At 50.8% G+C, this 26,654-nt stretch carries 33 protein-coding genes; 27 read left to right on the forward strand and 6 right to left on the reverse strand.

The annotated features are described in order from the left end of the window. Nucleotides 1-7 precede the first annotated feature (7 nt). The 4 genes from ACS0RQ_RS06385 to ACS0RQ_RS06400 are packed head-to-tail and all read left to right on the forward strand — an operon-like array spanning nt 8 to nt 3,382. The gene (locus ACS0RQ_RS06385; RefSeq protein ID WP_334632487.1) at nt 8-436 is read left to right on the forward strand and encodes a phage tail fiber protein; all 429 of its coding nucleotides are present in this window, start codon (nt 8-10) and stop codon (nt 434-436) included. Then, nucleotides 436-846: a hypothetical protein gene (locus ACS0RQ_RS06390; protein WP_334632485.1), complete on the forward strand. Its 411-nt coding sequence runs from the start codon at nt 436-438 to the stop codon at nt 844-846. Before ACS0RQ_RS06385 ends, ACS0RQ_RS06390 begins: the two co-directional genes overlap by 1 nt. Next, nucleotides 843-1,061 carry a hypothetical protein gene (locus ACS0RQ_RS06395; protein ID WP_249572487.1) on the forward strand — a complete coding sequence of 73 codons (219 nt, stop codon included), beginning with the start codon at nt 843-845 and terminating at the stop codon, nt 1,059-1,061. The genes ACS0RQ_RS06390 and ACS0RQ_RS06395 overlap by 4 nt, the downstream gene beginning before the upstream one ends. Beyond that, the gene (locus tag ACS0RQ_RS06400) at nt 1,058-3,382 is read left to right on the forward strand and encodes a transglycosylase SLT domain-containing protein (protein WP_334632482.1); all 2,325 of its coding nucleotides are present in this window, start codon (nt 1,058-1,060) and stop codon (nt 3,380-3,382) included. Before ACS0RQ_RS06395 ends, ACS0RQ_RS06400 begins: the two co-directional genes overlap by 4 nt. Before the next feature lies 1 nt (nt 3,383). Here ACS0RQ_RS06400 and ACS0RQ_RS06405 read toward each other — a convergent pair whose 3' ends face one another. Continuing rightward, on the reverse strand, nt 3,384-3,827 hold the full coding sequence (locus ACS0RQ_RS06405) for a hypothetical protein (protein WP_334632480.1): 444 nt from the start codon (nt 3,825-3,827) through the stop codon (nt 3,384-3,386). Nucleotides 3,828-4,056: 229 nt separating this feature from the next. On the opposite strand from ACS0RQ_RS06405, the gene ACS0RQ_RS06410 reads away from it, so the two are divergent. The 11 genes from ACS0RQ_RS06410 to ACS0RQ_RS06460 all read left to right on the forward strand — a co-directional run bounded on the left by ACS0RQ_RS06410 (nt 4,057) and on the right by ACS0RQ_RS06460 (nt 11,323). Then, entirely contained in the window at nt 4,057-4,569 is a 513-nt protein-coding gene (locus tag ACS0RQ_RS06410) for a KilA-N domain-containing protein (protein WP_249572484.1), read from the forward strand. A 39-nt stretch (nt 4,570-4,608) separates the two neighbouring features. Continuing rightward, nucleotides 4,609-5,424 carry a hypothetical protein gene (locus tag ACS0RQ_RS06415; RefSeq protein ID WP_334632478.1) on the forward strand — a complete coding sequence of 272 codons (816 nt, stop codon included), beginning with the start codon at nt 4,609-4,611 and terminating at the stop codon, nt 5,422-5,424. Next, the gene (locus ACS0RQ_RS06420; protein ID WP_334632476.1) at nt 5,421-5,726 is read left to right on the forward strand and encodes a phage baseplate plug family protein; all 306 of its coding nucleotides are present in this window, start codon (nt 5,421-5,423) and stop codon (nt 5,724-5,726) included. The genes ACS0RQ_RS06415 and ACS0RQ_RS06420 overlap by 4 nt, the downstream gene beginning before the upstream one ends. Before the next feature lie 82 nt (nt 5,727-5,808). Next, entirely contained in the window at nt 5,809-6,564 is a 756-nt protein-coding gene (locus tag ACS0RQ_RS06425) for a hypothetical protein (RefSeq protein WP_334632475.1), read from the forward strand. A 4-nt stretch (nt 6,565-6,568) separates the two neighbouring features. After that, a complete protein-coding gene (locus ACS0RQ_RS06430) occupies nt 6,569-7,279 on the forward strand; it encodes a phage baseplate protein (protein ID WP_334632473.1) in 711 nt (236 codons plus the stop codon). Beyond that, on the forward strand, nt 7,276-7,638 hold the full coding sequence (locus tag ACS0RQ_RS06435; RefSeq protein ID WP_249572479.1) for a contractile injection system sheath initiator: 363 nt from the start codon (nt 7,276-7,278) through the stop codon (nt 7,636-7,638). The genes ACS0RQ_RS06430 and ACS0RQ_RS06435 overlap by 4 nt, the downstream gene beginning before the upstream one ends. Continuing rightward, complete coding sequence (locus ACS0RQ_RS06440; RefSeq protein WP_334632472.1) at nt 7,635-8,864, forward strand: baseplate J/gp47 family protein; 1,230 nt, start codon at nt 7,635-7,637, stop codon at nt 8,862-8,864. Before ACS0RQ_RS06435 ends, ACS0RQ_RS06440 begins: the two co-directional genes overlap by 4 nt. Then, entirely contained in the window at nt 8,861-9,502 is a 642-nt protein-coding gene (locus ACS0RQ_RS06445) for a baseplate wedge 1 family protein (RefSeq protein ID WP_334632471.1), read from the forward strand. Before ACS0RQ_RS06440 ends, ACS0RQ_RS06445 begins: the two co-directional genes overlap by 4 nt. 2 nt (nt 9,503-9,504) lie before the next feature. After that, entirely contained in the window at nt 9,505-10,707 is a 1,203-nt protein-coding gene (locus tag ACS0RQ_RS06450) for a gp53-like domain-containing protein (protein WP_420488904.1), read from the forward strand. A 1-nt stretch (nt 10,708) separates the two neighbouring features. Further along, a complete protein-coding gene (locus ACS0RQ_RS06455) occupies nt 10,709-11,131 on the forward strand; it encodes a tail assembly chaperone (protein ID WP_334632470.1) in 423 nt (140 codons plus the stop codon). Nucleotides 11,132-11,146: 15 nt separating this feature from the next. Beyond that, nucleotides 11,147-11,323, forward strand: coding sequence for a hypothetical protein (locus ACS0RQ_RS06460; RefSeq protein WP_334632469.1), 177 nt, complete (start codon nt 11,147-11,149; stop codon nt 11,321-11,323). Nucleotides 11,324-11,368: 45 nt separating this feature from the next. Here the strand turns inward: ACS0RQ_RS06460 and ACS0RQ_RS06465 are convergent, their stop codons facing one another. After that, on the reverse strand, nt 11,369-12,505 hold the full coding sequence (locus ACS0RQ_RS06465; protein WP_334632468.1) for an acyltransferase family protein: 1,137 nt from the start codon (nt 12,503-12,505) through the stop codon (nt 11,369-11,371). A 426-nt stretch (nt 12,506-12,931) separates the two neighbouring features. On the opposite strand from ACS0RQ_RS06465, the gene ACS0RQ_RS06470 reads away from it, so the two are divergent. From ACS0RQ_RS06470 to lepB, 3 genes are all read left to right on the forward strand, one after another. Then, nucleotides 12,932-13,321 (forward strand): HumD family translesion DNA polymerase, encoded by a 390-nt coding sequence (locus ACS0RQ_RS06470; RefSeq protein WP_499079323.1) that lies wholly within the window; start codon nt 12,932-12,934, stop codon nt 13,319-13,321. A gap of 154 nt (nt 13,322-13,475) precedes the next feature. Further along, nucleotides 13,476-15,275 carry a translation elongation factor 4 gene (gene lepA / locus ACS0RQ_RS06475; protein ID WP_271849567.1) on the forward strand — a complete coding sequence of 600 codons (1,800 nt, stop codon included), beginning with the start codon at nt 13,476-13,478 and terminating at the stop codon, nt 15,273-15,275. Between the two features lie 16 nt (nt 15,276-15,291). Then, nucleotides 15,292-16,266: a signal peptidase I gene (gene lepB, locus ACS0RQ_RS06480; protein ID WP_039079627.1), complete on the forward strand. Its 975-nt coding sequence runs from the start codon at nt 15,292-15,294 to the stop codon at nt 16,264-16,266. A gap of 156 nt (nt 16,267-16,422) precedes the next feature. On the opposite strand, the gene ACS0RQ_RS06485 is transcribed toward lepB, so the two are convergent. Further along, nucleotides 16,423-16,590: a hypothetical protein gene (locus ACS0RQ_RS06485; protein ID WP_162303307.1), complete on the reverse strand. Its 168-nt coding sequence runs from the start codon at nt 16,588-16,590 to the stop codon at nt 16,423-16,425. Between ACS0RQ_RS06485 and rnc the strand changes: the two genes are divergently transcribed. From rnc to acpS, 5 genes are all read left to right on the forward strand, one after another. Beyond that, nucleotides 16,534-17,214 carry a ribonuclease III gene (rnc, locus tag ACS0RQ_RS06490; RefSeq protein ID WP_039079783.1) on the forward strand — a complete coding sequence of 227 codons (681 nt, stop codon included), beginning with the start codon at nt 16,534-16,536 and terminating at the stop codon, nt 17,212-17,214. The two genes, ACS0RQ_RS06485 and rnc, sit on opposite strands and share 57 nt — an antisense overlap. Continuing rightward, entirely contained in the window at nt 17,211-18,122 is a 912-nt protein-coding gene (gene era, locus ACS0RQ_RS06495) for a GTPase Era (RefSeq protein WP_039079628.1), read from the forward strand. Before rnc ends, era begins: the two co-directional genes overlap by 4 nt. A gap of 132 nt (nt 18,123-18,254) precedes the next feature. Beyond that, nucleotides 18,255-18,962, forward strand: coding sequence for a DNA repair protein RecO (recO, locus tag ACS0RQ_RS06500; RefSeq protein WP_271849662.1), 708 nt, complete (start codon nt 18,255-18,257; stop codon nt 18,960-18,962). Nucleotides 18,963-19,062: 100 nt separating this feature from the next. Further along, nucleotides 19,063-19,794 (forward strand): pyridoxine 5'-phosphate synthase, encoded by a 732-nt coding sequence (pdxJ, locus tag ACS0RQ_RS06505; RefSeq protein ID WP_271849568.1) that lies wholly within the window; start codon nt 19,063-19,065, stop codon nt 19,792-19,794. Then, entirely contained in the window at nt 19,794-20,174 is a 381-nt protein-coding gene (gene acpS / locus ACS0RQ_RS06510) for a holo-ACP synthase (RefSeq protein ID WP_039079630.1), read from the forward strand. Before pdxJ ends, acpS begins: the two co-directional genes overlap by 1 nt. Nucleotides 20,175-20,313: 139 nt before the next feature. Here the strand turns inward: acpS and ACS0RQ_RS06515 are convergent, their stop codons facing one another. Beyond that, complete coding sequence (locus tag ACS0RQ_RS06515; protein WP_039079785.1) at nt 20,314-20,574, reverse strand: YfhL family 4Fe-4S dicluster ferredoxin; 261 nt, start codon at nt 20,572-20,574, stop codon at nt 20,314-20,316. A 58-nt stretch (nt 20,575-20,632) separates the two neighbouring features. Next, entirely contained in the window at nt 20,633-21,481 is an 849-nt protein-coding gene (locus tag ACS0RQ_RS06520; RefSeq protein ID WP_334632466.1) for a MurR/RpiR family transcriptional regulator, read from the reverse strand. 117 nt (nt 21,482-21,598) lie between these two features. Here ACS0RQ_RS06520 and murQ point away from each other — a divergent pair, with 117 nt between their 5' ends. The 4 genes from murQ to tadA all read left to right on the forward strand — a co-directional run bounded on the left by murQ (nt 21,599) and on the right by tadA (nt 25,066). Further along, on the forward strand, nt 21,599-22,492 hold the full coding sequence (gene murQ / locus ACS0RQ_RS06525; protein WP_222556344.1) for an N-acetylmuramic acid 6-phosphate etherase: 894 nt from the start codon (nt 21,599-21,601) through the stop codon (nt 22,490-22,492). 10 nt (nt 22,493-22,502) lie between these two features. Beyond that, nucleotides 22,503-23,861 carry a PTS transporter subunit EIIC gene (locus ACS0RQ_RS06530; RefSeq protein ID WP_039079633.1) on the forward strand — a complete coding sequence of 453 codons (1,359 nt, stop codon included), beginning with the start codon at nt 22,503-22,505 and terminating at the stop codon, nt 23,859-23,861. A 3-nt stretch (nt 23,862-23,864) separates the two neighbouring features. After that, nucleotides 23,865-24,500 (forward strand): phosphatidylglycerophosphatase C, encoded by a 636-nt coding sequence (gene yfhb, locus ACS0RQ_RS06535; protein WP_271849570.1) that lies wholly within the window; start codon nt 23,865-23,867, stop codon nt 24,498-24,500. A 62-nt stretch (nt 24,501-24,562) separates the two neighbouring features. Continuing rightward, nucleotides 24,563-25,066, forward strand: coding sequence for a tRNA adenosine(34) deaminase TadA (gene tadA / locus ACS0RQ_RS06540; RefSeq protein WP_193794114.1), 504 nt, complete (start codon nt 24,563-24,565; stop codon nt 25,064-25,066). On the opposite strand, the gene mltF is transcribed toward tadA, so the two are convergent. Further along, nucleotides 25,059-26,618, reverse strand: coding sequence for a membrane-bound lytic murein transglycosylase MltF (mltF, locus tag ACS0RQ_RS06545; protein ID WP_079496144.1), 1,560 nt, complete (start codon nt 26,616-26,618; stop codon nt 25,059-25,061). The genes tadA and mltF overlap by 8 nt on opposite strands. Between the last annotated feature and the right edge of the window lie 36 nt (nt 26,619-26,654).

A 26,654-nucleotide genomic window follows, 5' to 3' on the forward strand; every position in this document is an offset into this window, starting at 1 on the left:
ACCAAACATGGATATTTCAAGCGCCAACTCGTCGCTAAAAATCATCGTCCCGTCTTTGTACCCGGCGGGATTCACGGTCGACAACTACGCGGCAGACAGTATGTTTGAGGCGGCAGCCCTGACCACGAAAGAAGACATCATGACAGCCGACGGGAATTACCATGCAGGTCTGATTTTTAACCCTGTGGAATGGACCATTACCCTCGCGCCGCCGTCTGCTGCTGCCAGTAAACTTGATGACTGGCAGGCGTATGAAAAAACGGCTCAGTCGGTCTTTTTCTGTAATGCCGTGCTTCGCATTCCGTCCCTGTCCGTCAAGTACACGTTCGTGAATGGCGTGTTGTATACGTGGACGCCTGTACCTCCAGGCAAACGCGTTATGCAACCTCGCCCTGCCGTATTCCGCTTTGAGGGCGTAACCAGGAGCGCAATCTGATGGCACGTAAAGAAGTCACGTTTATTGCTGATGACGCGGGGCGTGATAAGGGCAAAGAGTTCATTATCACTGAGCTTTCCGCCTGGGATGCCGACGAACTTGCTCAGGATATTTTCCGTGCTATGGGTGATTCCGGGTTTACCGGAATCCCACCCGAAGTGATCGCCATGGGGTGCGCGGGGCTGGCTACGGTCGGCCTCAGCGTGCTTTCCTCTGCGCACCCGGATGTGTCCAGCAAACTGCGTAACCGGCTTATCGAAACCGTGGAAATCGTCATCTACAACGAGGGTCAGCGCATTATTCGTAAAGTTGACGGCCCTAACGATTTCGAAGAGGTTTCGACGATCCGAAAACTTATGGATAAAGTCTTCGAAGTAAATTTCGGTTTTTTAGTCATCGCCGGAAAGTGAAATACCCCTATCTGGAAGAGATCTCTTCTCCGGCAAAATTAGTTTCAACCATCAACGTCTCATCTGCCATCAACGCCGTTATCTGTTCTGGAAAAGCAACATACCTCGATCTGCAGGAAAGACTATCCGTCAGGGATATGTACAACCTGCTGGAGATTATTTCAGTCGATAATTTCAATCAGCGCGTGTGGCGCGAACATCTGGAGCAGAAATGATTATTCAGGAACTGGCCTACAAAATTACCGTTAAAGCCGATGAATTCCTGAACGGCAAGAAAAAGGTTGAGGAAGGGGCTAAAGAGCTTGGCGATAACGTAACCAAAGAACTGGGGGGCATCGGCGATACCGCCAGGGCTGCCGGAGAAGAAATTGCCAAAACGGGCGAGGAAATCCAGGACGCCAATAAAAAGACCGGAAAATCATTCTCCGAAATGGCGTTTGATATAAAAAATTTTACTACGGCTGCAACCTCATCTTTTCGTGGAGTGACGGTTGCTGCCGCCGGTTTTTTGGGTATCGGTGCCGGGCTTTACGGTGTCAAACAGTTATTCACGTCCACCTCAAACGAAATTGTCAGGGCCAGCAATCAGGCTAAATTCTTTGGATCTGACGTAAACAAGATGTTTGGTATGCAGCGCGGGTTCCAGCAGGCCGGGTTAAATGGTGATGCGTTTATCTCTGCCGCCGGTAACGCACGCATGGCGCTGGCCAACATTGCCGATCCGACGGTATTCGGCGGCCTGACCGGCGCGGCGCAAAACCTGATGGTGATGGGCGCGCGTACCGGGCTGAATATCAACCGTCTCGGCGATCCGAATAAAGCGCTTGCCGAGTTCACGCGTTACGGCAAATCGCATTCTCAGGAAAACCTGATGCAGGTGATGTCGGCTACAGGTTTCGATCCGACTGATGCGGCCAAAATTAAATCAGGCGAACTGAAATCGCTCGTGGACTCCGAAACCAAAAAATCGAATATCACCGCGGCGCAGGTCAAGGAGCAGGAAAACCTGCTGGTAACATTGGGGCAACTGGATTCGGAGTTTTCCCGCATTCGCCAGGATCTGGCAATGGCATTCGCACCAGAAGTCATGACAGGACTTAAAATTTTTGGTGACTGGATCAAAGAACATCACGGGGACATTATCGGATTTTTTCGTGATGCCGGAGATAAAATGGTCGCATTTACAGGAGCGGTTGGTGGCGCTGAAAATGCATTAAAAATACTCGCTGCTGCGTATGTAGGAAGTAAGGTTACTGGCGCTGGCGTACCGCCTTGGCTGGCTGGACTTATAGCATTTGGAACCTATCTCTATAATGATCGAGAGGATATCAAAGCAAGTGCACAATCATCGGCAGACTCCGTTAAACGTGATGTTGGAGATGCAGCGAGAGCTTTTGGTGTTGATACCGATTACGGGCGCCCGGCAGGAACCGTAATGGGTGATAACATACAGTGGGATATACCAGGGGCTACCGATAATCTTCTGAATGCAATCAGGAAGGTTGAATCCAGTGATGGTGCAAATCTGTATAGCCCAGCAGGTGCGGTAGGTGAATATCAGATCATGGCCGATACCGGTCGTGATTTGGGCCTGCGAATTGATTCTCAGGTTGATGAAAGGTTAAACCCGGAAAAAGCCAGACAGGCGGCATCAATCTATATGAGCCAGCTATTAAAAAAATATAGCGGCAACCTTGATGATGCTCTCATGGCTTATAACTGGGGACAGGGAAATGTTGATCAGTGGATAGAGCAAGGTCGAAAGGACGGATTTACTGATAAGGACGGGAAATGGAGACCGGTGCCGAAAGAAACAAGGGAATACACTGGTAAAATTCGCTATGCCATGAGCGGAGGCCCGGCAGTGAATGCTAACCAGGGAAATGCCACCGATTATCAGGACAAGGGGATACTGGCTTACAGCAAACCCTATCAGCTATCTTCAAGCGGCGGAAATCCCCCGATTAACGGCCAGGACAATAAGCCGAATGTTCCCAATTTGTCGCACCGCTCTAACCCCTTCCCTTCTGAGCGCGAGGGATGGGAAGCATTAACCAATCAGTTGATGGGGTATTTTAACGGTTCTGGTACGCCAGGGAGCAAAAAACTCAGCACGATTAAAGATATTGTGACTGCCAGATCGCCTAAATCAGAGAAGGATATTGACGCCTTTGTTAAGGATGTTGCTTCCTATATGGGAATGGGGGAGACCGATCAGTTAAATTTGTCTGACCCGAAAGTAATGGCAAAATTGCGGTCTGCAATAGCACGTCGTGAAGGGTATGGAAACTGGCAAAACGGGCTGCAAACAGGGGGTGATGGTCAGCCAGAATACTACCTGCAGCAGCAGAAACTGGCAGAAGCGCGACCTGTTGCCACCACGTCAACTGTGGACAACAGCAAAAAGAGCAGCACCCACATAGGCCAGGTTGTGGTTAACAGCAACCCTCAGTCTGTGGATGCGCTGACTCGTAGTGTTGAACAGCAGGCCAGAAGGTCAACAACAAACGGTACATTTTCGAGTGCAAATAATTGAATTAATTATTGCCTTGTCTGCCCTTTCTGGCTTCCAGTGCAAGTTCGCCATAATCGCCAGCAATTATTGCAGAATTGTTCATCATGCGCGCGTGCCAGTCCTCCATATTTACGGCCATTGACTTCTCTGTTTGTGATACATAGGGAGATCCAATTAAAGCCCACATAGATCTCCCAAATTCCGACTTGAGCCTTTTTGAAACCTCTTTCGCTTTTTTGGGATCACCATTGGATTCCCCTATGGTAGTAATGCAATCTTTCATAGCAACTTGGGCCAACTGCTCTCCGTAAAGAGAGTCGATAACAGGGTCAAGTCTGGATTTCTTTACTAAAGAAGAGCATGCGGCAAGAGCCTCATCTTTTGATGGCAGCGCTAACGCGTAATTTGATGTCAATCCTACAAACAACAACGCTGCAAAAAAATTAGTGATTTTTTTAGTTTCCATATAGCCCCCTTAATTTTTTATCAACTTTAACCCTTTACTGTTTCAATAACACGCAACAGAGCCCACTTCGGTGGGCTTTTTTATGCCAGCAGTAAACCAAATGCGCATTCGCACGCGCAACTATCACTCAGAATCTTTCAGGATGACCCTTGAGGAACCGGCTGGCTGTCGGGCCTTCTGAGGGCCGTATTCCTGTGCGAACAAGGTTCATCACTAAAAGGTAAATCCGATGAATTATCCAACCGTATCAGTAAACGGCGTTTCAGTTCGTGTTGATGGCGAAGGACGCTATAACCTCAATGACCTGCATGCGGCAGCAGTAGCGGAAGGTAAGGCTACTGAATCACAGAGGCCCGGTGAGTTTCTTAAAACGAAGCAGATCAGGAGATTTGTTCGGGCTTTAAGCGATGCGAAGAAAATCGCATCGGTGCTTACGATTAAGGGAGGGCCACTTCAAGGCTCATGGGGACTGGAGCTGATCGCAATTCGTTATGCGGCATGGCTGAATCCACTATTTGAAATCAAAGTGTATGAAACATTTCAAATGCTGGTTCGTAGAGGGTTCGACGCCATGTCCCGCCTGAACAAAATCGATCACATCATAACCTCAGAAACCAAGGCGATCAGCCAGTGTGCCAGTCAAATGGCTAAATGGGGTTCGGGAGGTCGCAAGCGATTATTGCATGCTGCGCGTGACCGGGTTGCAGATGAAGTTCAAATGTATCTTCCTGGAATTATTTAGCCCTCCCCGCCCATGGCGGGTTTTTTATTGGCGGTGACAATGAGCATTTTGAGCCTTAACACGAATGACATTTTTAATGCCATTGGCGGCGGGTCGCCCCTTTCGATCATCAACAGCGTTCTGGGGTCGTCTTACGTCATCCGCTACAACGGCACCAGTGATGTAGCGCTGGAATTTAGCGGGTTGGCATCAATACAGCCAGGCGGCCGGGCCTCAATCACTAACGCCCCGGTCGAGGAAGGAAAGTATCAGTCCATCAACAAGGTCAGGGAACCACGGCGGGTGCGCTGCGCGATTATTATTGACGGCCTTACAGGTTACAGCGGCTCTATTCCTGACATCTTTTCGTTTACGCTAACCAGCCAGTCCGATGCGCTGCGAACCATTCAGGTCATGCTGAGAACGACCGGTATTTACGACATTGAGACGCCAAAAGAGACGCTGGAAAGCTTCGATCTGATTGACTATTCGTATGACGTGGACTCGCAACACGGAATAACCATGCTGACCGTTTACCTGGAATTTCAGGAAGTCATCCAGCAGATGGAAGTCATTTTGTCCGGCCCTCAGTCAGAGGACAAGCCAACTACTGATGCAATCAGCAACAGTAATACCGGCGTTGGGTCTGCGCTAAAACAATCAAACGCGGCAGACTCCACCGTTGATGAGTTAAGCAAATCCTGGTCATCCCTGAAAAGCTCAGTTGGCGATCTGGTCGATAAAGTTGAGAGCGGGATTAATACCACTTTTCAGAGTGCCCTTACGACGGTTAAAGAGGGTGCGTCGGTGGTAGCGAACAGCGCCACTCAAAAAGCGACCGTGCTGGTTAAACAGATCAATAAGGCTATCACATGATGACTGTTGGCCTGCAGGCCGTTAAATCGCAAACTCTGCTGGTAACGCTTGGCGGCCAGCAATGCACAATCCGGTTGATTCAGCGTGAAAGCTTCCTGTACATGGATCTGTCGGTCAATAACACGCCTGTTTTTCAGGGTGTGCCGTGTCTGTACGGTAATAAAATGGTCCGCTATGCGTATCTCGGGTTTAAGGGGGATCTGGTATTTATCGACAGCCAGTGGGAGAACGACCCGACCTATGACGGCCTGGGCGGCAGGTACACCCTCTACTACATAGAGGAGAATGAGCTTGTATACTGAGCGATCTCTTCGGTTTGAGTTTAACAATCTAACGTCGACGTTTGAAGGAACGAACAGCAATAAAATATCGATCAGCAATGTCATGGCAACCGTGTCTTGCCAGTCCTCTGGTAATTTGTTTGGCACACAGGTAAGTGTCAGCATCTATGGTCTGGGTATTGAACTGCTGGCGGCGCTATCTTCTAAAGCTATGGGACTTTATGGCCCTGATACTGATAAGGTCAGCCTGAGTATTTATGTTGAAGACACCACTTTATTTGCGGGTTTTTTGACTTCGTCAATGGCTAATATGGCTGTGCCAAATGCAGCATTACTAATAACAGCGACAGCCAATGCTGAACTTCAAAATAAAGTAGCCTCTCCGTTTTCTTTTAATGGCGCAACACCACTAATCAGCGTTTTAACGGCTATTTGTAAAAATGCCGGATATAATCCTCTCATTATCGGGCTGGAGGGGAAAACTTTAACTAACCCTCATTATTATGGAAGTGTGTTTGACCAACTTGAACAGATCTGTTACGACATGAAAGTATCAATGTCGGTAATGTCGCCGCAGATTTCTTTCTGGGATGATGAAAAGGAAAGAGATGAGATTATCCCATTAATTTCTCCTGATTATGGTCTTATTGGTTATCCAATATTTGCTAATGGCGGAGTAATGTTTCAGACACAATTTTCCTCATTGCTAACTACTGGTCGTAAAATAAAATTAGTAACATCATTACCGCATGCCAGCAGCAATTATAAATTGACCAGCGTAACTCATGAACTTTCTTCATGGGTTGAGGATGGGCCATGGCATTCGATTTGTATCGCGAACAAAAAAATAGACGGGTAGTTTAATGGCTGAGAATCTTTTCACTCCAACAACTCCACAAACGAATGATGCTGAATCGCTGGCATTAATTTTTAAAAAATTATTGTCCGGTGCTTCATTTATTGATCTCGTGGTGGTGAATGCCATTCGCGGAACTGCGCCGAATCTGGTCGTTGATGTTACGCCGCTGGTGACTCAGGTCGATCCTACAGGGGCAATGATACCAAACTCCGTCATTTACAACGTGCCGGTATGGCGGTTACAGCGCGGCAACAGCGCCGTAATCATGGATCCGGTAGTGGGTGACATTGGCATCATCGCATCCTGCGACCGGGACAACAGCATTGCCCGCGCCAACAGAAAACAATCAGTGCCTGGGAGCAAAAGGACGCACAGCAAGACTGATGCGATCTACTTTGGCGGCGTACTGAATAACCAGCCGACGCAGTACGTGCAGTTCGCTGATAACGCCATAAATGTCGTTTCTCCCGGCAACGTTAATGTGAACTGTAATACCGCAAATATTACTGCGCCTGGCGGTGTAAACGTCACAACCCATCTGATGCACGTTACCGGGAATATTACAGCTGGCGGAAACATCACCGACAACAGCGGGACGCAAAGCGCATCTCTCAAAGCACTTCGTGATGCCTATGACGCTCACAATCACCCGGTACAGAACGTACAGAGCGGCTCTTCAACCAAAACATCTGACGGCCCGAGCATAACCGTATGAGCTACTACAAAACACTGAAACTGGATACCAGCACCTGGGATTTGATGCTGGATGGTCAGGGGAATATTGCGATCGCCACTGACAGTGAAGCGGTCGCGCAGGATGTGGCCAGCGCGTGTCTGGTGTTTTATGGCGAGTGCTATTTCGACAATACCCTGGGTATTCCGTGGAAACAAAACGTCCTGGGGAAATCGCCCACGCCGGGGTATATCGCGCAGAAGATGCAGGCCGAAGCCAAAAAGCTGGCGATTGTGGATCAGGCTGTCGCGAGCGTTTTCTTTGACAAGAGCACCAGGAATACGACCGGGACAATTCGCGTCACTGATATTTACGGAAAAGTTGCACAGGCAAACCTATGACGACATTAACGACTTCTGTTCCTGATGTAACCATTACGGAGACGGGAATAGCCGTTCCGGACGTGGCTGATATTTTATCCGGGCGCCTGACCGACATTAACACCGCGATGGGGTCGGGGGCCAGTCAGTCACTGAGCACACCGCAGGGCCAGATTGCGCAGTCAGACACAGAAATCATTGCCCAGGAAAATGACAAGCTTCTTTGCCTGTTTAACCAGATGAACCCGGACTATGCAACCGGGCGCTGGCAGGACGGCATCGGGCGAATCTATTTCATGGATCGCATTTCCGCGCAAGGGACAGTCGTCACCGCACAATGCGTCGGGCTCGTGGGAACGGTAATCCCGGCTGGTAGCACGGCTATTGACGTCAACGGATATATCTATGCCACCTCTGATGCCGCGACCATCCCGGCATCCGGCACTGTCGATGTACAGTTTACCTGTCAGACTACCGGCCCGATTGCCTGCGGTATTGGCGAACTGAATCAAATCTACCGCGCAGTTCCGGGATGGGATGCCATTAACAATGCCGCGCCGGGCGTCGTGGGGGTGAATGTCGAAAGCCGCATAGCTTTTGAGACGCGCCGTAAACAGTCTGTTGCTCGGAATGCACGAAATCAGGACGGGGCAACGCTGGCAGCCCTTCTGGCCACGAAGAACGTACTGGACGCCTATGTCTGGTCAAACAGGACTGCTGCCGCAGTGATTAAGGGGGCAACGAGCGTTTCTGTCGCAGCGCATTCAATCTGGATCTGCGTCTACGGCGGTGCAGATGCCGATGTGGCCGAAGCAATCCTGAATACATATAACCCGGGGTGCAACTTTAACGGCAGCACAACTTATACGGTGTATGACAGCGAAAATTATGAGCCGCCTTACCCCTCATACACTATGCAGTGGCAAAAGGCCGCACCGACGCGTGTCTATTTCAGGGTGACGCTCGATGGCAGCCTGAACCCTCCCAGCGATATCACGGCTCAGGTTCAGGCGATGGTCCAGTCGGTTTTTAACGGAAACTACGACGGCATTGTTAAAGCCAGAATTGGTGCAACCATTAACGCCGGGAAATATTATGCCCCGGTTATTTCCATCTCTCCTGATACTGTCGGGATACTCTCTCTGGAAGTTTCTCTGGACGGCGTGACGTTCACTCCATCCGTAACCATGGGGATAAATCAGGTTCCGACTATTCAGGCATCTGATATTACGGTGGTACTGTCGTGACATGGGAAAACACAATCCTAACTCAATACTCAGCAAGTACCCGTTTATTAAATATCATTGATACATTTAACCAGGCGGTAAGTCTTGATGATTTCACCGATGAATTTATTAAGCGAGTATGGGATTTAACGACAAATGAAACGTATGGTCTGGATGTTTGGGGTAAAATTGTTGGTATCAGCCGATATGTTACAGCACCAATAGACAGCGATTCATTTGGTTATGCAGAGGCTGATGATGGTGCTCCTGACTATCCATTACCTTTTAACGATTCACCTTTTTATGCTGGCGTTCAGGAAACAACATCAGTTCGTTTAGGTGATGACGCATACCGCACCTTAATTTTGTGTAAAGCATTTTCAAATATCAGCATTGCCACAATTCCAGAAATAAACAAATTTCTGAGAATGCTTTTTTCAGGAAGGGGCAGAGCTTATTGCGTAAATTACGGTGACATGACGATAGGCATAACGTTTGAATTTGCTCTGGCTCCTTATGAGGTGTCAATTCTGACTAATTATGAGGTTGTGCCTGTCCCGAGTGGCGTTCAGTTAAATATTTCACAAGTTGTTCCTCCTTATTTCGGATTCGCTGATGACGCATATCCATTCAATGACGGAACCTTTTTTAGAGACTAAATATGAATCGTACAGATGCACCGAAAAAACAACCTGTGCCATTTGCCATTAATGGCCCTCGCGAAGACTTACTATCGACCACCCCGGCGGGAAGTAATCAGGCATCTTATGATGTTGGCTTTCCGGCCATTACAATGTTGCTCAAGTCTGCTGGTGGACTGCCCCCAAAAGGTCAGGACATGAACCAGATTTTATATGAGCTGTGCAGCATTGGCCGCTGGTTTTCCGCTGGTGCTTTAAATTCGTTTGATGCCGCCTTTTCTACAAGCATCGGCGGATACCCGAAAGGGGCCGTTTTAATCAGTGATAACAGCTCAAAAATTTTCGTCAGCACGACTGACGGCAATACCAATAATCCAAACTCGGTAACAACTGGTTGGCTTGATCTGCTGTCATACCTGAGTTCTGGTCTGGCTTCATTGGCAGGATTAACGGGTGCCGCTGATACGCTTCCCTATTTCACGGGAGCAAACACATATTCATTGACCTCCCTGACGTCGGTCGGACGTAACCTTATTAGTCAGACATCCATTGCAAACGCGCTTTTTTACCTGCAGGGAGCACCAATTAACTCCCCGTCGTTTACGGGGACACCGTTTGCCCCGACAGCAGCGGCTGGAACGAACAATACGCAAATCGCAACCACGCAGTTTGCTCAGTCGTTGATTACAGCCCTGATAGGCGGCGCTCCGTCGAACCTGAATACTCTCAATAAACTGGCGTCAGCGGTTGGTAACGATCCTATTTTCTCCGCCAACGTCAACGCTGCGCTGAATACAAAGGCGCCTCTTGCCAGCCCTGCTTTAACCGGCAGCCCGACAGCTCCAACCCCAACAGCAGGTGACAACTCAACGCTACTCGCCACTACTGCGTTTGTGTCTGCAGCGATAACGGCATTCATGTCTAAGCGATCGTTTGCACTGAATGATTTTATTCGCATCCCGGACGTTCCCGGCGGCCTGATAGTGCAGTGGGGTACGACATCCGGTTCTGATGCAACAGGGCTTTCCCAGGCTACGCTGCCGACGCCATTCCCTAACGGTGGGTTGTGTGCGGTCTGTGCATATTACAGCGGCGGCCGGTACGCGATTACAACGCAGGTTGCGTCTATTACTCAGACCACAATTCAGTTATTTGCGTCAGTCTCTTCAACTGGCGCAGCAGCGCCAGGAGCTGCAATCCGTTACTTTGTACTGGGGTATTAATATGGAAAGTGTTTATTTTTCGCCGTCATTACTGTCATTCATTCCTGCCAGATGGAAAGACGACGGCACGTACACATCAGAAACCTGGCCAGCAGATGCGGTGCTACTGACCGACGAAGTGGCCCAGACGTTCTGGAAGCAAACGCCACCAGATGGCAAGCAACTCGGCGCGGTTGATGGCGAACCGGCCTGGGTAGATATTCCGCAACCACCAAACTCAGAGCTTCTGAAAATAGCCCTGCAAAACCTCACCACTCAGTATCAGGCTGATATTGAATCGCTAAATCGCGCGTGGCTGGCTGCTGCGGTTGACGATGGCACAACCGAGAGCGCCAAAAAAAGCGCTGTTGTTTCTCAGATTGCAGCACGAAAAACGCAGTACTCATCAGATCGCGCGGAAGTGATTGCGCAATATCCCGTTTAAAATAAGGATCGCATAATGGCAGAGAAAACAACCACGACTCCAGAAAGCCCGGCAGTCGATGAAAGCAACGCTCAGACGCAGACAGTAAAATTCTGTCCTATTTGTGGATCGCAGATGTATCAGGGGATGCGTTACGGGTTGCTGTGCTGGATTTGCCCAGACCCCGACTGTGATTTCATCATTCCGATATAAAAATGTTAAATAAGGCCCGCTTTTGCGGGCCTTGTAGACTTATTTTTATGCGTGATGCACAAAGCTACAAAATCTCAATTTTATTGAAGAGAAAAACTCTCTTAGTTCCTTTCTGGCCGGGCATTCAATCAGGTGATAAACCATAGCTGAAAGAATTAATGATACAATAATGTACATGGAAAATACAAAACCAGAGTTTATATTTATTTCAGGCTGAAAGTATTTAACTATGAACCTTATTGCTAACTGGTGAACCATATAAAGAGAAAAACTTATTTCACCTAGCCATACAAAGAATTTATTACCCAACGCCCTCGCAATCCATCCATTACACGCCGCAACCAGGCAGATTGTCACTGCAAAGAAAATCCCCATTCCGTTCTGAAACATATAGATTGAAACCGGCCATTGAGGTGATGTCTGGAATAACCTTCCGATATAATATACAAGCGAAGGGCAGACGAATATCATAACTAATGACAGGATACTGACAGCACTGGTTCTTAGCACTTTGATGTCACTGGTGGTTATCTTTTCATAAACCATACAAGCCGCAATGCCAAGCGAGAACTCAAAAAACCTGCATAATGGGTTTATATAAATCATACCTGTAGCATCAATCGCGTTAACGCCAACAATAGGCAATTGCCATTGAATTGTAAGGTATATCATGCACACCGCTGCTATTACAGGTATGGCAAATGATATAACGCCGAATCTTTTAATAAGATATATCATTAGAGGAAATAGGATATAGAATCCTATCTCAGTAGAAATACTCCATGATACACCGTTGAATGAAAAATAATATTTGATATCAGGTATCCATGACTGAATCATGAATAGGTTTGAAATAAATATCGTGTCAAGATTTCCACTTCCTGCCGAATAAATATCAGGCCAAAAAGCAATAATACAAATAAATAAAGTAAATGCGTGAACAGGAAATATTCTTGATACCCTTGCCGTGAAGAAATCCCAACAAGCGCCAGGCGATGAGAATTGTTTATAAACAAAGGATAAAATAAAACCTGACAAAACGAAGAAAAACGATACTGCGTGTGATTTGTTAAAAAAGTGAACAGCATACATGGAGAATGGTTGATAATCTCCAGCATGACCTATTACCACTGCGAATGCAGCAAAAAACCGTAGTGCAGTCAATTGGTTGAGTTTATTCATAATCAAAAAATTTAATTATTAATGAGGAATTAACTGTAAAAATCTTTGTTCAGATTTATATAGTAACGCTGTGTAAGTATTTTTATTGCTGAATCTCGAATATAGCGCAATAGTGTGCAACATTCGAGTAGAAAACACATTTTATTCAAAATGTTAATATTTAATTAAATACATGTAAGCTTTCATTAACTTTCGGGAATGTTGTTTTGTGCTGTATTTTAATTTCCTGCCTTAATAAGTTATGACCTTTGATTCTGGACAATGTTTTATTTTACTTTTCGTGCATGTAAAAATGAGTTTCTTTTATAAATATATAACTTTTCTGGTTACATAAGTATGGTTAACTTCGGCGGGTTGCCACGATCACTTTCTTTTGATTATACTGTTTTTATATACAGTATTTTCAGGAGGTGAGTTATGGTTGCAATGTCACAATTCCCAAGCCCGGCAGCGGATTACCACGAAGATGCAATATCTCTCGACAGGGAGTTGATACGAAAGCCTGCGGCGACATTCTTCATTCGCTGTGGGGTCACATCATGGCGGGAAGGCATTAAGAAGGGCGCGATACTGGTCATGGACACATCGCTGACTCCGGTAGACGGAAGCCTGGTGATTTGTCATCTGAACGACCAGATAAGGCTGTTGCGTCTGAGGCTACTGCCGCAGGTGCACCTGGAAGAATTGGACCACGCTGATAAGAAAACATGGATAACTGACGACGACTGCGAGGAAAGGGTCGTGGTGAAGGGTGTCGTGACTTACATCATCAACGATGCCCGAACTGGAGAATTCGACGACTGCCCGGTGATGTAACATCATATGTTAACCAACAGATCGTTTGCTGACGATTTCAACGCTACAGTGTAATATGCTCGCCAGTCGTTGATGGGGTAGTTATCGTGGAATGTCCACCGCTGTGTCCATCAAGAAGAATCAATCAGCATAGCGAGTTAATAAATTCATATTTATGAAGAACATAAGAAATTTCTCCATCATTGCTCACATCGACCACGGTAAGTCGACGCTGTCTGACCGCATTATCCAAATTTGTGGCGGCTTGTCCGATCGCGAAATGGAAGCTCAGGTTCTTGATTCTATGGATCTCGAACGTGAACGCGGTATTACCATCAAGGCGCAGAGCGTTACGCTGGACTTTAAAGCGTCCGATGGCGAAACCTATCAACTGAACTTTATCGATACTCCTGGTCACGTTGACTTCTCCTACGAAGTTTCCCGTTCGCTGGCCGCCTGTGAAGGTGCGTTGCTGGTGGTGGATGCCGGCCAGGGGGTAGAGGCGCAGACGCTGGCAAACTGCTATACCGCCATGGAAATGGATCTGGAAGTGGTGCCGGTACTGAATAAAATCGACCTGCCTGCAGCCGATCCGGAACGTGTTGCGGAAGAAATTGAAGATATCGTTGGTATCGATGCCACCGACGCGGTGCGTTGCTCTGCAAAAACCGGTGTGGGTGTTGTCGATGTCCTCGAACGCCTGGTGCGCGAAATTCCGGCACCTCAAGGTGATCCGGATGCACCGTTACAGGCACTGATTATTGACTCCTGGTTCGATAACTACCTGGGCGTCGTGTCGTTGATCCGTGTGAAAAACGGTACGCTGCGTAAAGGCGATAAAGTTAAAGTGATGAGTACCGGCCAGGTCTATAACGCTGACCGTCTGGGCATCTTCACACCGAAACAGGTTGACCGTACTGAACTGAATTGCGGCGAAGTAGGCTGGCTGGTTTGCGCCATTAAAGACATTATGGGCGCGCCGGTGGGCGATACCCTGACGCTGGCGCGAAATGCGGCTGACAAAGCGCTGCCGGGCTTTAAAAAGGTGAAGCCGCAGGTTTATGCCGGTCTGTTCCCGGTAAGCTCCGACGATTACGAGAACTTCCGTGATGCGCTCGGCAAGCTGAGCCTGAACGATGCATCGCTGTTCTACGAACCGGAAAGTTCTACCGCGCTGGGCTTTGGTTTCCGCTGCGGCTTCCTTGGTCTGCTGCATATGGAGATCATTCAGGAGCGTCTGGAGCGTGAATATGATCTGGATCTGATCACCACCGCACCAACGGTAGTCTACGAAGTTGAGACCACCTCGAAAGAGATTATCTACGTCGACAGCCCGTCCAAGCTGCCACCGCTGAACAATATTTATGAGCTGCGTGAGCCGATCGCCGAGTGTCATATGCTGCTGCCACAGGAGTTCCTGGGCAACGTGATTACGCTCTGTATCGAGAAACGTGGCGTGCAGACCAACATGGTTTACCACGGTAACCAGGTGGCGCTGACCTATGAAATCCCGATGGCGGAAGTGGTGCTCGACTTCTTCGACCGTCTGAAGTCAACCTCCCGTGGCTATGCGTCACTGGATTACAACTTCAAACGCTTCCAGGCTTCTAACATGGTTCGTGTGGACGTGCTGATCAACGGTGAACGTGTTGATGCGCTGGCGCTGATCACCCACAACGACAACGCACCATACCGCGGGCGCGAGCTGGTTGAGAAGATGAAAGAGCTCATCCCGCGTCAACAGTTTGATATTGCCATTCAGGCGGCCATTGGTAACCACATCATTGCCCGTTCGACGGTAAAACAACTGCGTAAAAACGTTCTGGCAAAATGCTATGGCGGTGACGTTAGCCGTAAGAAAAAGCTGCTGCAGAAACAGAAAGAAGGTAAGAAACGCATGAAGCAGGTCGGCAACGTCGAACTGCCGCAGGAAGCGTTCCTCGCCATTCTGCATGTCGGTAAAGACGGCAAATAACCCTTAAGGAGTTGGCATGGCGAACATGTTTGCCCTGATCCTGGTCGTTGCGACCCTGGCGACGGGATTTCTATGGTGCCTGGATAAGTTTATTTTTGCACCCAAACGCCGTGAGCGTCAGGCTGTTGCCCAACTGGCAACAGGTGATGCCCTCGATAACAAAACGCTGAAAAAAGTCGGCCCGAAACCGGGCTGGCTGGAAACTGGCGCATCGGTTTTCCCGGTGCTGGCGATTGTTCTGGTCGTGCGTTCATTTATTTATGAACCCTTCCAGATCCCGTCAGGTTCGATGATGCCAACGCTGCTGATTGGTGATTTTATTCTGGTTGAGAAGTTCGCCTATGGCATTAAAGATCCGATTTACCAGAAAACCCTGATCGAAACTGGTCATCCGAAACGGGGTGACATCGCGGTATTTAAATATCCGGACGATCCGCGTCTTGATTACATCAAACGTGTTGTCGGCCTGCCGGGCGATAAAGTGAGTTACGATCCTGTCGCCAAAGAGGTTACCGTTCAGCCAAAATGCAGCTCCGGCCAGGCTTGTGATAACGCGCTGCCAATCACCTACAGTAATGTTGAACCGAGTGATTTCGTGCAGACCTTCGGGCGCCGCACGGGCGGGGAAGCCAGCAGTGGTTTCTTCCAGTTGCCGAAAGGCGAGAACCGTGATGATGGTATTCGTCTGGGTGAGCGCAAAGAGACGCTGGGGGATGTCACCCACCGTATTCTGACCGTGCCGGTCGCGCAGGATCAACTGGGCATGTATTACAAACAGCAGGGCCAGCCGCTGGCGACGTGGATTGTTCCGCCGGGTCATTACTTCATGATGGGCGATAACCGCGATAACAGCGCTGACAGCCGTTATTGGGGCTTTGTACCAGAAGCCAATTTGGTGGGCAGAGCTACCGCTATCTGGATGAGTTTTGAAAAACAAGAAGGTGAATGGCCAACCGGTGTGCGCTTAAGTCGCATTGGTGGCATTCATTAATTGAACGGGGTGCGGACAGAATATCCGCACCCCGAATTATTTCCGCGATAAATCCGTTCAGACTAACGACATCCCATGTCGTTGCGTATAGAATGTTCCCCCGAAGTTTCAGGCTGGCTCCTCAGGGCGCCACAGCACACGAAACCGCGTTGGTTCTTACACTTCATCATGCGCGCCATCGATTAAAAGAGGCTGCCAATCGATGATATGTACTTTCAGGTCGGTTTCGTGTGCTGCATTGTTGACGCATTCATCTATTGGTATCGCATGAACCCCATCGTAATAAATCGGCTTCAGCGGAAGCTGGGCTACACTTTTCATCATCAGGAGCTGTTGCAGCAGGCATTAACGCATCGCAGTGCCAGCAGCAAGCATAACGAGCGTCTCGAATTTTTAGGCGACTCCATTTTAAGTTTTGTGATTGCCAATGCGCTATATCACCGTTTCCCGCGGGTGGACGAAGGTGATATGAGCCGTATGCGCGCAACGCTGGTTCGCGGAAACACACTGGCGGAAATCGCCCGTGAGTTTGAACTGGGTGAATGTCTGCGCTTAGGGCCTGGTGAACTGAAAAGCGGTGGTTTTCGTCGTGAATCCATTCTGGCCGATACCGTAGAAGCGTTGATCGGTGGGGTATTCCTCGACAGCGATATTCAGACTGTCGAGAAACTGATCCTGAACTGGTATCAAACACGTCTGGACGAAATCAGTCCGGGTGATAAACAAAAAGATCCGAAAACCCGTTTGCAGGAATTTTTGCAGGGTCGCCACCTCCCACTGCCGTCTTATCTGGTGGTGCAGGTGCGTGGTGAAGCACACGATCAGGAATTCACTATCCACTGCCAGGTCAGTGGCCTGAAAGAACCGGTAGTAGGCACAGGTTCAAGCCGCCGTAAGGCAGAGCAGGCCGCAGCCGAACAGGCGCTGAAAAAACTGGAGCTGGAATGAGCACTGAAACTGAAAAAACATATTGTGGGTTTATCGCCATCGTCGGCCGCCCTAACGTGGGTAAATCCACGCTGTTGAATAATCTGCTCGGGCAGAAGATTTCCATTACCTCGCGCAAAGCGCAGACCACCCGTCACCGCATTGTAGGTATTCACACCGAGGGGGCTTACCAGGCCATCTACGTGGACACCCCCGGCTTGCACATGGAAGAAAAGCGTGCGATTAACCGCCTGATGAACAAAGCGGCGAGCAGCTCGATTGGTGATGTAGAACTGGTCATTTTCGTCGTGGAAGGCACCCGCTGGACGCCGGACGATGAAATGGTACTCAATAAACTGCGTGAAGGGAAAGCGCCGGTTATCCTGGCTATCAACAAAGTCGATAACGTGCAGGAAAAGGCCGATTTGCTGCCGCATCTGCAGTTCCTGGGTAGCCAGATGAACTTCCTCGATATCGTCCCAATCTCTGCTGAGACCGGCTTTAACGTTGATACTATTGCCAGCATTGTGCGCAAGCATCTGCCGGAAGCGGTTCACCATTTCCCGGAAGATTATATTACCGACCGCTCTCAGCGTTTTATGGCATCCGAGATCATTCGTGAAAAACTGATGCGTTTTCTGGGCGCTGAATTGCCGTATTCTGTCACCGTCGAAATTGAGCGTTTCATTACCAATGAACGTGGTGGTTACGATATCAATGGATTGATCCTCGTTGAACGCGAAGGGCAGAAGAAGATGGTGATTGGCAACAAAGGGGCCAAAATTAAAACCATCGGTATCGAAGCCCGTAAAGACATGCAGGAGATGTTCGAAGCCCCGGTTCACCTGGAGCTGTGGGTGAAAGTGAAATCGGGCTGGGCCGACGACGAGCGTGCACTGCGTAGTCTTGGCTACGTTGACGATCTTTAAGAGTTGATACTCTATGGATTTCGAGTTGCAGGAAGGCGGCAAGACCGTGAATCCCCTGGAGCTTACATCGGTAAGTGACTGGGGGGAGCGGGCGCAGTTAACGCGCCTGCAGCTTGAAAGACGACGAGTATGATGGAGGGCTGGCAGCGCGCATTCGTCCTGCATAGTCGCCCCTGGAGCGAAACCAGCTTAATGCTGGACGTCTTCACGGAAGAGTCGGGCCGCGTGCGTCTGGTCGCTAAAGGCGCACGTTCAAAACGTTCCAACCTGAAAGGCGCATTACAGCCTTTTACCCCCTTGCTGGTACGCTTTGGCGGACGCGGCGAAGTCAAAACGCTGCGCAGCGCTGAAGCCGTCTCTCTGGCTCTTCCCCTTTCCGGGATTACGCTATACAGCGGTCTGTATGTCAACGAGCTCCTGTCACGGGTTCTTGAACATGAGACTCGCTTCTCTGAACTTTTCTTCGATTATCTGCACTGTATCCAGGCACTGGCTGGCGCAATCGGTACGCCCGAACCGGTTTTGCGTCGTTTTGAACTCGCGTTGCTGGGGCACCTCGGATATGGCGTGGATTTTCTGCACTGTGCAGGCAGCGGTGAACCGGTTGACGACACCATGACCTACCGTTATCGCGAAGAGAAGGGATTTATTGCCAGCGTGGTGGTGGATAACACCACATTTACCGGGCGGCATTTGCGTGCGCTTGCCGAACGCGAATTTCCCGATATGGATACGCTCAGGGCGGCGAAACGCTTTACCCGCATAGCGTTAAAGCCGTATCTTGGGGGCAAACCGCTCAAGAGCCGGGAACTGTTTCGCCAGTTTATGCCGAAACGTTAACGGAGCCGAATTTCCGACTCGCTTTCGCCTTTGCGCATGTGAGCAGAAGGGCGGGGTGAGTAGAACGTAAAGACGAACGAAAAAGAAAACGAGGATTGTGATGGCTGAATTACTGTTAGGCGTCAACATTGACCACATTGCCACCCTGCGCAATGCGCGCGGCACGGCGTATCCGGACCCGGTACAAGCAGCATTTATTGCGGAACAGGCCGGTGCGGACGGTATTACCGTGCATTTGCGTGAAGATCGTCGCCATATCACTGACCGCGATGTTCGCGTACTGCGCCAGACCCTGGACACGCGAATGAACCTTGAAATGGCCGTCACAGAAGAGATGCTGGGGATTGCAGTCGAAACGAAGCCGCATTTCTGCTGCCTGGTGCCGGAGAAACGCCAGGAAGTGACCACCGAAGGCGGTCTGGATGTGGCCGGGCAACGTGACAAAATGCGTGATGCCTGTAAGCGTCTGGCAGAGGCCGGTATCCTGGTCTCACTGTTTATTGACGCCGATGTTGAGCAGATCAAAGCGGCTGCCGATGTTGGCGCGCCATACATCGAAATTCACACTGGTTGTTATGCCGACGCGAAAAGCGAAGCGGAACAGGCAAAAGAGCTGGATCGCATCGCTAAAGCGGCAACCTATGCGGCAAGCCTCGGCCTGAAAGTCAATGCCGGCCACGGCCTCACCTACCATAACGTGCAGGCTATCGCACGCCTGCCGGAAATGCATGAACTGAACATTGGCCATGCCATTATTGGTCGTGCTGTCATGAGCGGTCTGAAAGAGGCGGTCGCGGAAATGAAACGCCTCATGGTGGAAGCGCGTAAGTAATGGCTATTCTTGGCATTGGCACAGATATTGTCGAAATTGAACGTATTGAAGCGGTGATTGCCCGTAGCGGCGATCGCCTGGCAAAACGCGTGTTAAGCGATAATGAATGGGCCATCTGGGAGAGGCATCAGCAACCGGTGCGTTTTCTCGCCAAACGCTTTGCCGTCAAAGAAGCGGCGGCAAAAGCGTTTGGAACGGGTATCCGCAACGGGCTCGCGTTCAACCAGTTTGAAGTATTTAATGACGAGCTGGGCAAGCCCTGTCTGCGACTGTGGGGTGAAGCGTTAGCGCTTGCGGAAAAACTGGGCGTGGCGCACATGCACGTCACGTTGGCAGATGAGCGCCGCTATGCCTGCGCGACGGTGATTATCGAGAGTTAAGGACCTTATTTCAGGGCATCATTGACGATATCAGTTTAAACACGCATAGCGCGGAGAAACCGGAGCGTACTCAGGTACGTGAGGATTGCGAGCACTGCCCTGGTTTAAAATGACAAGTAAAATAGCCCTGAGTCAGGTTCTAGATCTTATCCGCGTGGTGCATTTGTACAAACTTGTCCCACAACTGCTCTTCGCTTTCGACATGTGCCGGATCTTTCAAAATGGTATTGGGGATCGGGCACACTTTCTGGCAGGTCGGTGTTTCGTAGTGCCCAATACATTCCGTGCAGCGATCGCTGTTAATCTCATAAATGCTCTCGCCCATCGAAATGGCCTCATTAGGGCATTCGGGCTCGCACATATCGCAATTGATGCATTTTTTGGTGATTAACAGCGCCATCAGGAAAATCTCAGAAACCTCACACAAACAGGGCGGGCATTATACGATCATTCCCTGTTCAAACCAGTTTTTTTACCAGCTCCTCGCTGTGGCGAATACGCTCCGGCGCATGTTCCAGATCGCGCTGAACGAGGGCCATAAATAACAGATCGGTGAGCATCGTTTGGGCGCTGGTCGATGAGATAGCCGCGCTGCGGGTCGCCTGTTCTTCGGCAATTGTGTACAGACAGTGGTTGGCACGCTGTTGCAGGGCGTTAGGTGTGAAACCGGTAATCGCCAGAATGTGTCCACCGGCGCGCAACATTTCATCGGCGGCCATATTGATCTCACGGCGCTCACCGGAATACGAGATCGTTAACAACAGATCTTGTGGATCCATCGCCTGCACTGTGGCCAGCAGGGCGTGCATATCCTGCTCGACTATGGCATTCAGGCCAATTTTCATCAGCTTCCAGCCGAAATTACGCGCCACCAGACCGGACGCGCCAATCCCGGTCAACACAATACGTCTTGCCGTGCGCAGCATCTCCACGCTTTGCTGTAGCTTCTCTTCGCTGTTCACATCCAGGGTGGCGCGCATGGCGCTCAGATTCTCATTGATAAGCTTTTCGCCAACCACGCGCAGCGTATCGTCACCGAGAATCTGATTGTGCACAGTGATGGAAAAGGGATCCGGGCTGCTGGCGAGTGCCTCGCTGATCGCCAGTTTCAGTGCCGGAAAGCCTTTGAACCCCAGCTTTTGGGCGAATTTCACCACGCTCGACTGACTCACACCCGCCTCCAGCGCCAGTTGCTGAGAGCTTAAATGACGAGCGCGATCGGGCTCGGCCAGCAAGAAATCCGCCAGCTTCTTATCGCTCTGTGCAAATCCGGCATAACGCTGGCGAATACTAAGTAAACAGTTCATCACGTCTCCTGAGGCAAAATGTGACCACAATTACAAATACGCATTTGACGCAGGCAAATGAATTTTATATTCCATGTCTTGCTATTATTATGAATAAAAAATTCTTTAGGAGCAAAAATGAATCTTGGCGCACTGGTTTCCGAGACACGCAATCCAGAAACTATGGATTTAGACGCATTAACGACCATCGAATTAGTTAACCGTTTTAACCAACAGGATACGCTGGTCGCTCAGGCAGTAAAAGCCACCTTACCGGAAGTTGCCAGGGCGGTGGATGCGGCGGCGCTGGCGTTGAAAGCGGGCGGCAGAATTATTTATATGGGCGCCGGTACCAGTGGGCGACTTGGGGTGCTGGATGCTTCTGAGTGCCCGCCGACCTTTGGCGTGCCGCACGGTCTGGTGGTCGGGCTGATTGCCGGTGGGCCTGGGGCATTGCTCAAAGCCGTTGAAGGGGCGGAAGACAATGCGCAGCTCGGCGAGGACGATTTGAAAGCCCTCTCACTGAACGCTGCGGATCTGGTGGTGGGGCTGGCAGCGTCCGGGCGCACGCCCTATGTCATCGGCGGCCTGAAATATGCCAATGTCGTGGGCTGCACCACCGTGGCGGTCTCCTGTAACCCGGATTCCCCTATTGCCCATGAAGCGGATATTGCCATTTCACCGGTGGTTGGCCCGGAGGCGCTCACTGGCTCCACGCGTCTGAAATCGGGCACTGCGCAGAAATTGGTACTCAATATGATTTCCACCGGGGCGATGGTGAAATTTGGTAAGGTTTATCAAAACCTGATGGTCGATATGAAAGCGACCAATATCAAGCTGGTGGACCGTGCCTGTCGCATGGTAGTAGAGGCAACAGGCGTCACGCGTGATGTCGCGGAAAGCGTACTAAAGCAGACTGATTTCGACGTCAAACCGGCCATTTTGATGGTGTTGACCGGGCTTGATGCGCCTGCGGCACGCGCGAAACTGACGGCGCATCAGGGCTTTTTACGGGCGGCGTTAGAAAACTAAAGAGGCGTGTATGGACAAAACAGCAGCGCTCGCCAGCGCCATCCTCAACGGGGTGGGCGGGCAGGGTAACATTCAGCGTCTTGAAAACTGCATGACCCGCGTGCGCGTCGAACTTTTCGATGACGCGAAGCTGGACCTGGCGGCCACAAAACAGTTGCCAGGGGTTAGCGGCTATGTCAAACAGGGCCAGCAGCATCAGTTTATTGTCGGGCCGGGTAAGGCGGCGCAGTTGGTGGATGCGATGCGAGCACAAATGAGCGGGGCGGACGCGGCGCTAGATAATGTCGAGCGTAACAAGGCACAGGCGAAAGCCAAATACAAAGCCCCAATGAGTGATGCGCTGCGTAAGCTGGCAAACGTCTTTATTCCGCTGATCCCGGCGTTTATCGCCTCGGGGCTGATCACGGGTATTATCAATATCCTCAAACGGCCGGATATTGTCGGCGATTTTGCGACACAATACCCCAATATGCTCGGTTTGCTGGCCATTTTTGGCAGCGCCGTGTTTGCCATCATGAATATTCTGGTGGGGGTAAATACCGCGAAGGTATTTGGCGGCTCGCAGGCGCTGGGTGGGGTGATGGCCGGGATTCTCTCCAGCCCACAACTGGCGCAAATTACCCTGTTTGGCGAGGCGCTGCAGCCGGGCCGCGGTGGGGTTATCGCGGTGTTACTGGTCGTGGCCTTAATGTGCTGGATTGAGAAAAAATTTCGCGACATTCTGCCCGGCTCGATCGAGCTTATCCTTAACCCGTTGCTGACCACGCTTATCGCAGGGACGGTGGCGATTATTGCGCTACAACCTTTGGGCGGCGTGATTTCCGAGGGCATCGCGCACGGGGCTTCCTGGGCTATTGATCGCGGCGGCCTGCTGGTGGGGGCTATCCTTGCAGGCGCATTTCTGCCGCTCGTGCTTACCGGGCTTCATCAGGGGCTGGTGCCCATCCACGTAGAGCTGGTACAGGCGCATGGTTACAACGCCCTGTTCCCGATTCTGGCGATGGCGGGGGTCGGGCAGGTGGGGGCGGCGATTGCGGTGCTCATGAAAACCCGTAATGCCCGCCTGAAAAAAGTAATCAAAGGCGCACTCCCGGTGGGATTACTGGGAATTGGCGAGCCGCTGATTTTCGGTGTCACTCTGCCGCTGGGGAAACCTTTTCTCGGCGCGTGTTTAGGCGGCGCCGTGGGCGGTGCGCTGATAAGCTACTGGAAAGTGGCGACGGTTATCACCTTCGGTATCTCCGGATTACCGCTTGCGTTAACCATTGTTACCGGAAAAGTGATGCTCTATCTGTTAGGCTATTTGGTAGCAGTGATAGCCGGGTTCCTGTTTACCTGGCTGTTGGGTTTCACCGATCCTGAGGAGTAACATTTGGCTACCAGCGAGCGTCGCATTGTCTTTTTTGATCTTGATGGCACTTTACATCAGCAGGATATGTTCGGCACATTCCTGCGCTACGCGTTGCGCCATCACCCTCTGAATGTCTTGCTGGTTCTGCCTTTACTGCCCGTCATTGGTATCGCCCTGTTAGTCAAAGGGCGCGCCGCGCGCTGGCCAATGAGTCTGTTGTTATGGGCATGTACTTTCGGTCATAGCGAAACGCACCTTAAGCGGCTTGAGCAGAAATTTGCCACCTGGTTTCGCGGGCATGTCACGGCATTTCCGGTGGTGCAGGAACGACTCACCAACTATCTTCTGGCCTCCGATGCAGATATCTGGCTTATCACCGGTTCGCCGCAGCCGCTGGTGGAACAGGTCTATTTTGATACCCCCTGGCTGCCGCGAGTGAATATTATTGCCAGCCAGATTGAGCGCCGCTACGGTGGGTGGGTGCTTACATTGCGTTGTCTGGGGCATGAAAAAGTTGCTCAGCTTGAGCGCAAAATTGGCACGCCGCTGCGTTTGTACAGTGGCTATAGCGACAGTAAACAGGACAACCCACTGCTCTATTTTTGCCAGCATCGCTGGCGGGTGACGCCGCGTGGACAGCTCCAGCAACTGGAATGAGCGTGTGCAACACATAACGGCTGTGTATAATGCGCCCCGCTTGTTAACTGGAGTGTCCCCCTTTGTCCAACCCTGAACTCAACCACGACTACTGGATGCGCCATGCGTTAGCGCTGGCAAAACGCGCGTGGGAAGAAGGCGAAGTGCCGGTTGGCGCGGTGCTGGTCCACAATAATCAGGTTATTGGTGAAGGCTGGAACCGTCCCATTGGCCGCCACGATCCCACCGCACATGCGGAAATCATGGCGCTGCGCCAGGGCGGGATGGTGTTGCAAAACTACCGTCTGATTGATACCACCCTGTACGTTACGCTTGAACCCTGCGTGATGTGTGCCGGGGCGATGGTGCATAGCCGTATTGGTCAGCTTGTCTTCGGTGCGCGTGATGCGAAAACCGGTGCGGCAGGCTCGCTGATGGATGTGCTGCACCACCCGGGCATGAACCATCGGGTTGAGATTGTCGAAGGGGTTTTGCGCGATGAGTGCGCCGGCATGCTAAGCGATTTTTTCCGTCAGCGTCGGCTGGAGAAAAAAGCGCAGAAAAAAGGGCCGGAGCCGCTTATTTAGCCGCGCCAGGCACTTGCACCACCAGTTTGTCCGGTACGGTCAGCGGATTGCGCGGGAAGGCCTCGCCTGGCGTAAAAGCGCTAAAGGGCATGATACCGTAAGGCGCACGATTGAACTCCTCCGCCGCCACCGCCGGATACCCTTGCGCCAGTTGTGATTTCTTCGCCGCCTCTTTCTCTTTTTCCAGCAAATACCCCACCAGGCTGATTTCGTATTTACGGATGTTTTCCACGTAGGCGTAAGCTTCATGCCCACGCGCATAGCCATAGGTGAGTTTGCTGTAATAGGGTTTCTGACTCAGCAGCGGCAGGCGCTGTTTTACGTCCGCCCAGCTATCCGGATTGCCTTTTGTTTTCACCGTGAGCGACCGGGCGTCGAGCATGTGCGCATAACCCATATTGTAGGCTGCCAGCGCAAACCAGATACGCTCGTCGCGAGGGACGCTGTCAGGTACTTTATCCATCATATCCTGTAGGTAGCGTGCACCGCCGCTGATGCTTTGCTCGGCATCCGTGCGGTCGCTCAGTCCCAGGCTTTGCGCGGTATTGCGGGTAAGCATCATCAGGCCGCGTACGCCGGTAGGGGAGGTCGCCTGGGTATCCCAGTGGGATTCCTGATATGAAATCGCGGCCAGCAGACGCCAGTCAATATCCTGCGCGTATTTCGTAAACAGCGGCTGGAGATCGGGCAGAACGCTGTCCACCGCGCGTAAGAAGGTGCGCGTGTCGACGTAATCAAAATCATCGCCATGACCGAGGTATTTCTCTTCCAGGCGCGCCAGGGTCCCGTCTTCATTAATGTTATTAAAGAAGTCGAGCATCGCCGCCGACAGGGTATTGTCGTCATCGCGGCGGCTAAACCAGGTGACCGGCTGCTCATCGCTGATATCGAGGGCGACGGCCAGTTCCGGATGGACGCGCTGGAACAGACTCACGGCGACCGAATCCGCTACGGTATAGCTGAGTTTGCCGTTCACCACGTCTTCAAGCAGATTGTTGGTGCCTGCTTTATCGTCCACCTTCCAGCTCAGATCCGGGAACGTCTTCTCTTTAAGTTCACGTAAATCGTTGATCGCCACATGGCCTGGGGCGATGGTGAGTTGGGTGTCATTGACGGTGGCCAGGCTGCGGGGGCGGTAGCTGCCAACGCGGTAAACCAGTTGCTGCGAAACCCAATAGTAAACCGGGCCCGGCTGGTAGTTTTCGAGGCGCTCATTGTTATAGACCAGCCCGGCTGCCAGCATATCGGCCTTGCCGTGGTCGAGATCATCAAAAAGCTGGCTGATATTCTGGCGTACGGTCACTTTCAGTTTAACGCCAAGATAGCTGGCGAACTGTTGGGCGAGCTCGTAATCAAGCCCGTAAGGTTTATTATCTACACTGGCATACGTCAAAGGGGACGCGATAGTGCTTATGCGAAGCTCGCCCCGCGCCTTGATGGCCGCAACGCGGTTGTCGGCTTTGCCGAACCAGGGGATAGAAGGCCACAGGGCCGCTGCCAGCAGCAGGGTGACGATGCCGATAAGCAGATAATTAATCTTAAATTTTTTCAATTAGTTAATTCTCTGCGCCGTGCGATGCCTCAATAA

It is taken from the genome of Phytobacter diazotrophicus (assembly GCF_052061655.1).
GTDB lineage: Bacteria > Pseudomonadota > Gammaproteobacteria > Enterobacterales > Enterobacteriaceae > Phytobacter > Phytobacter diazotrophicus.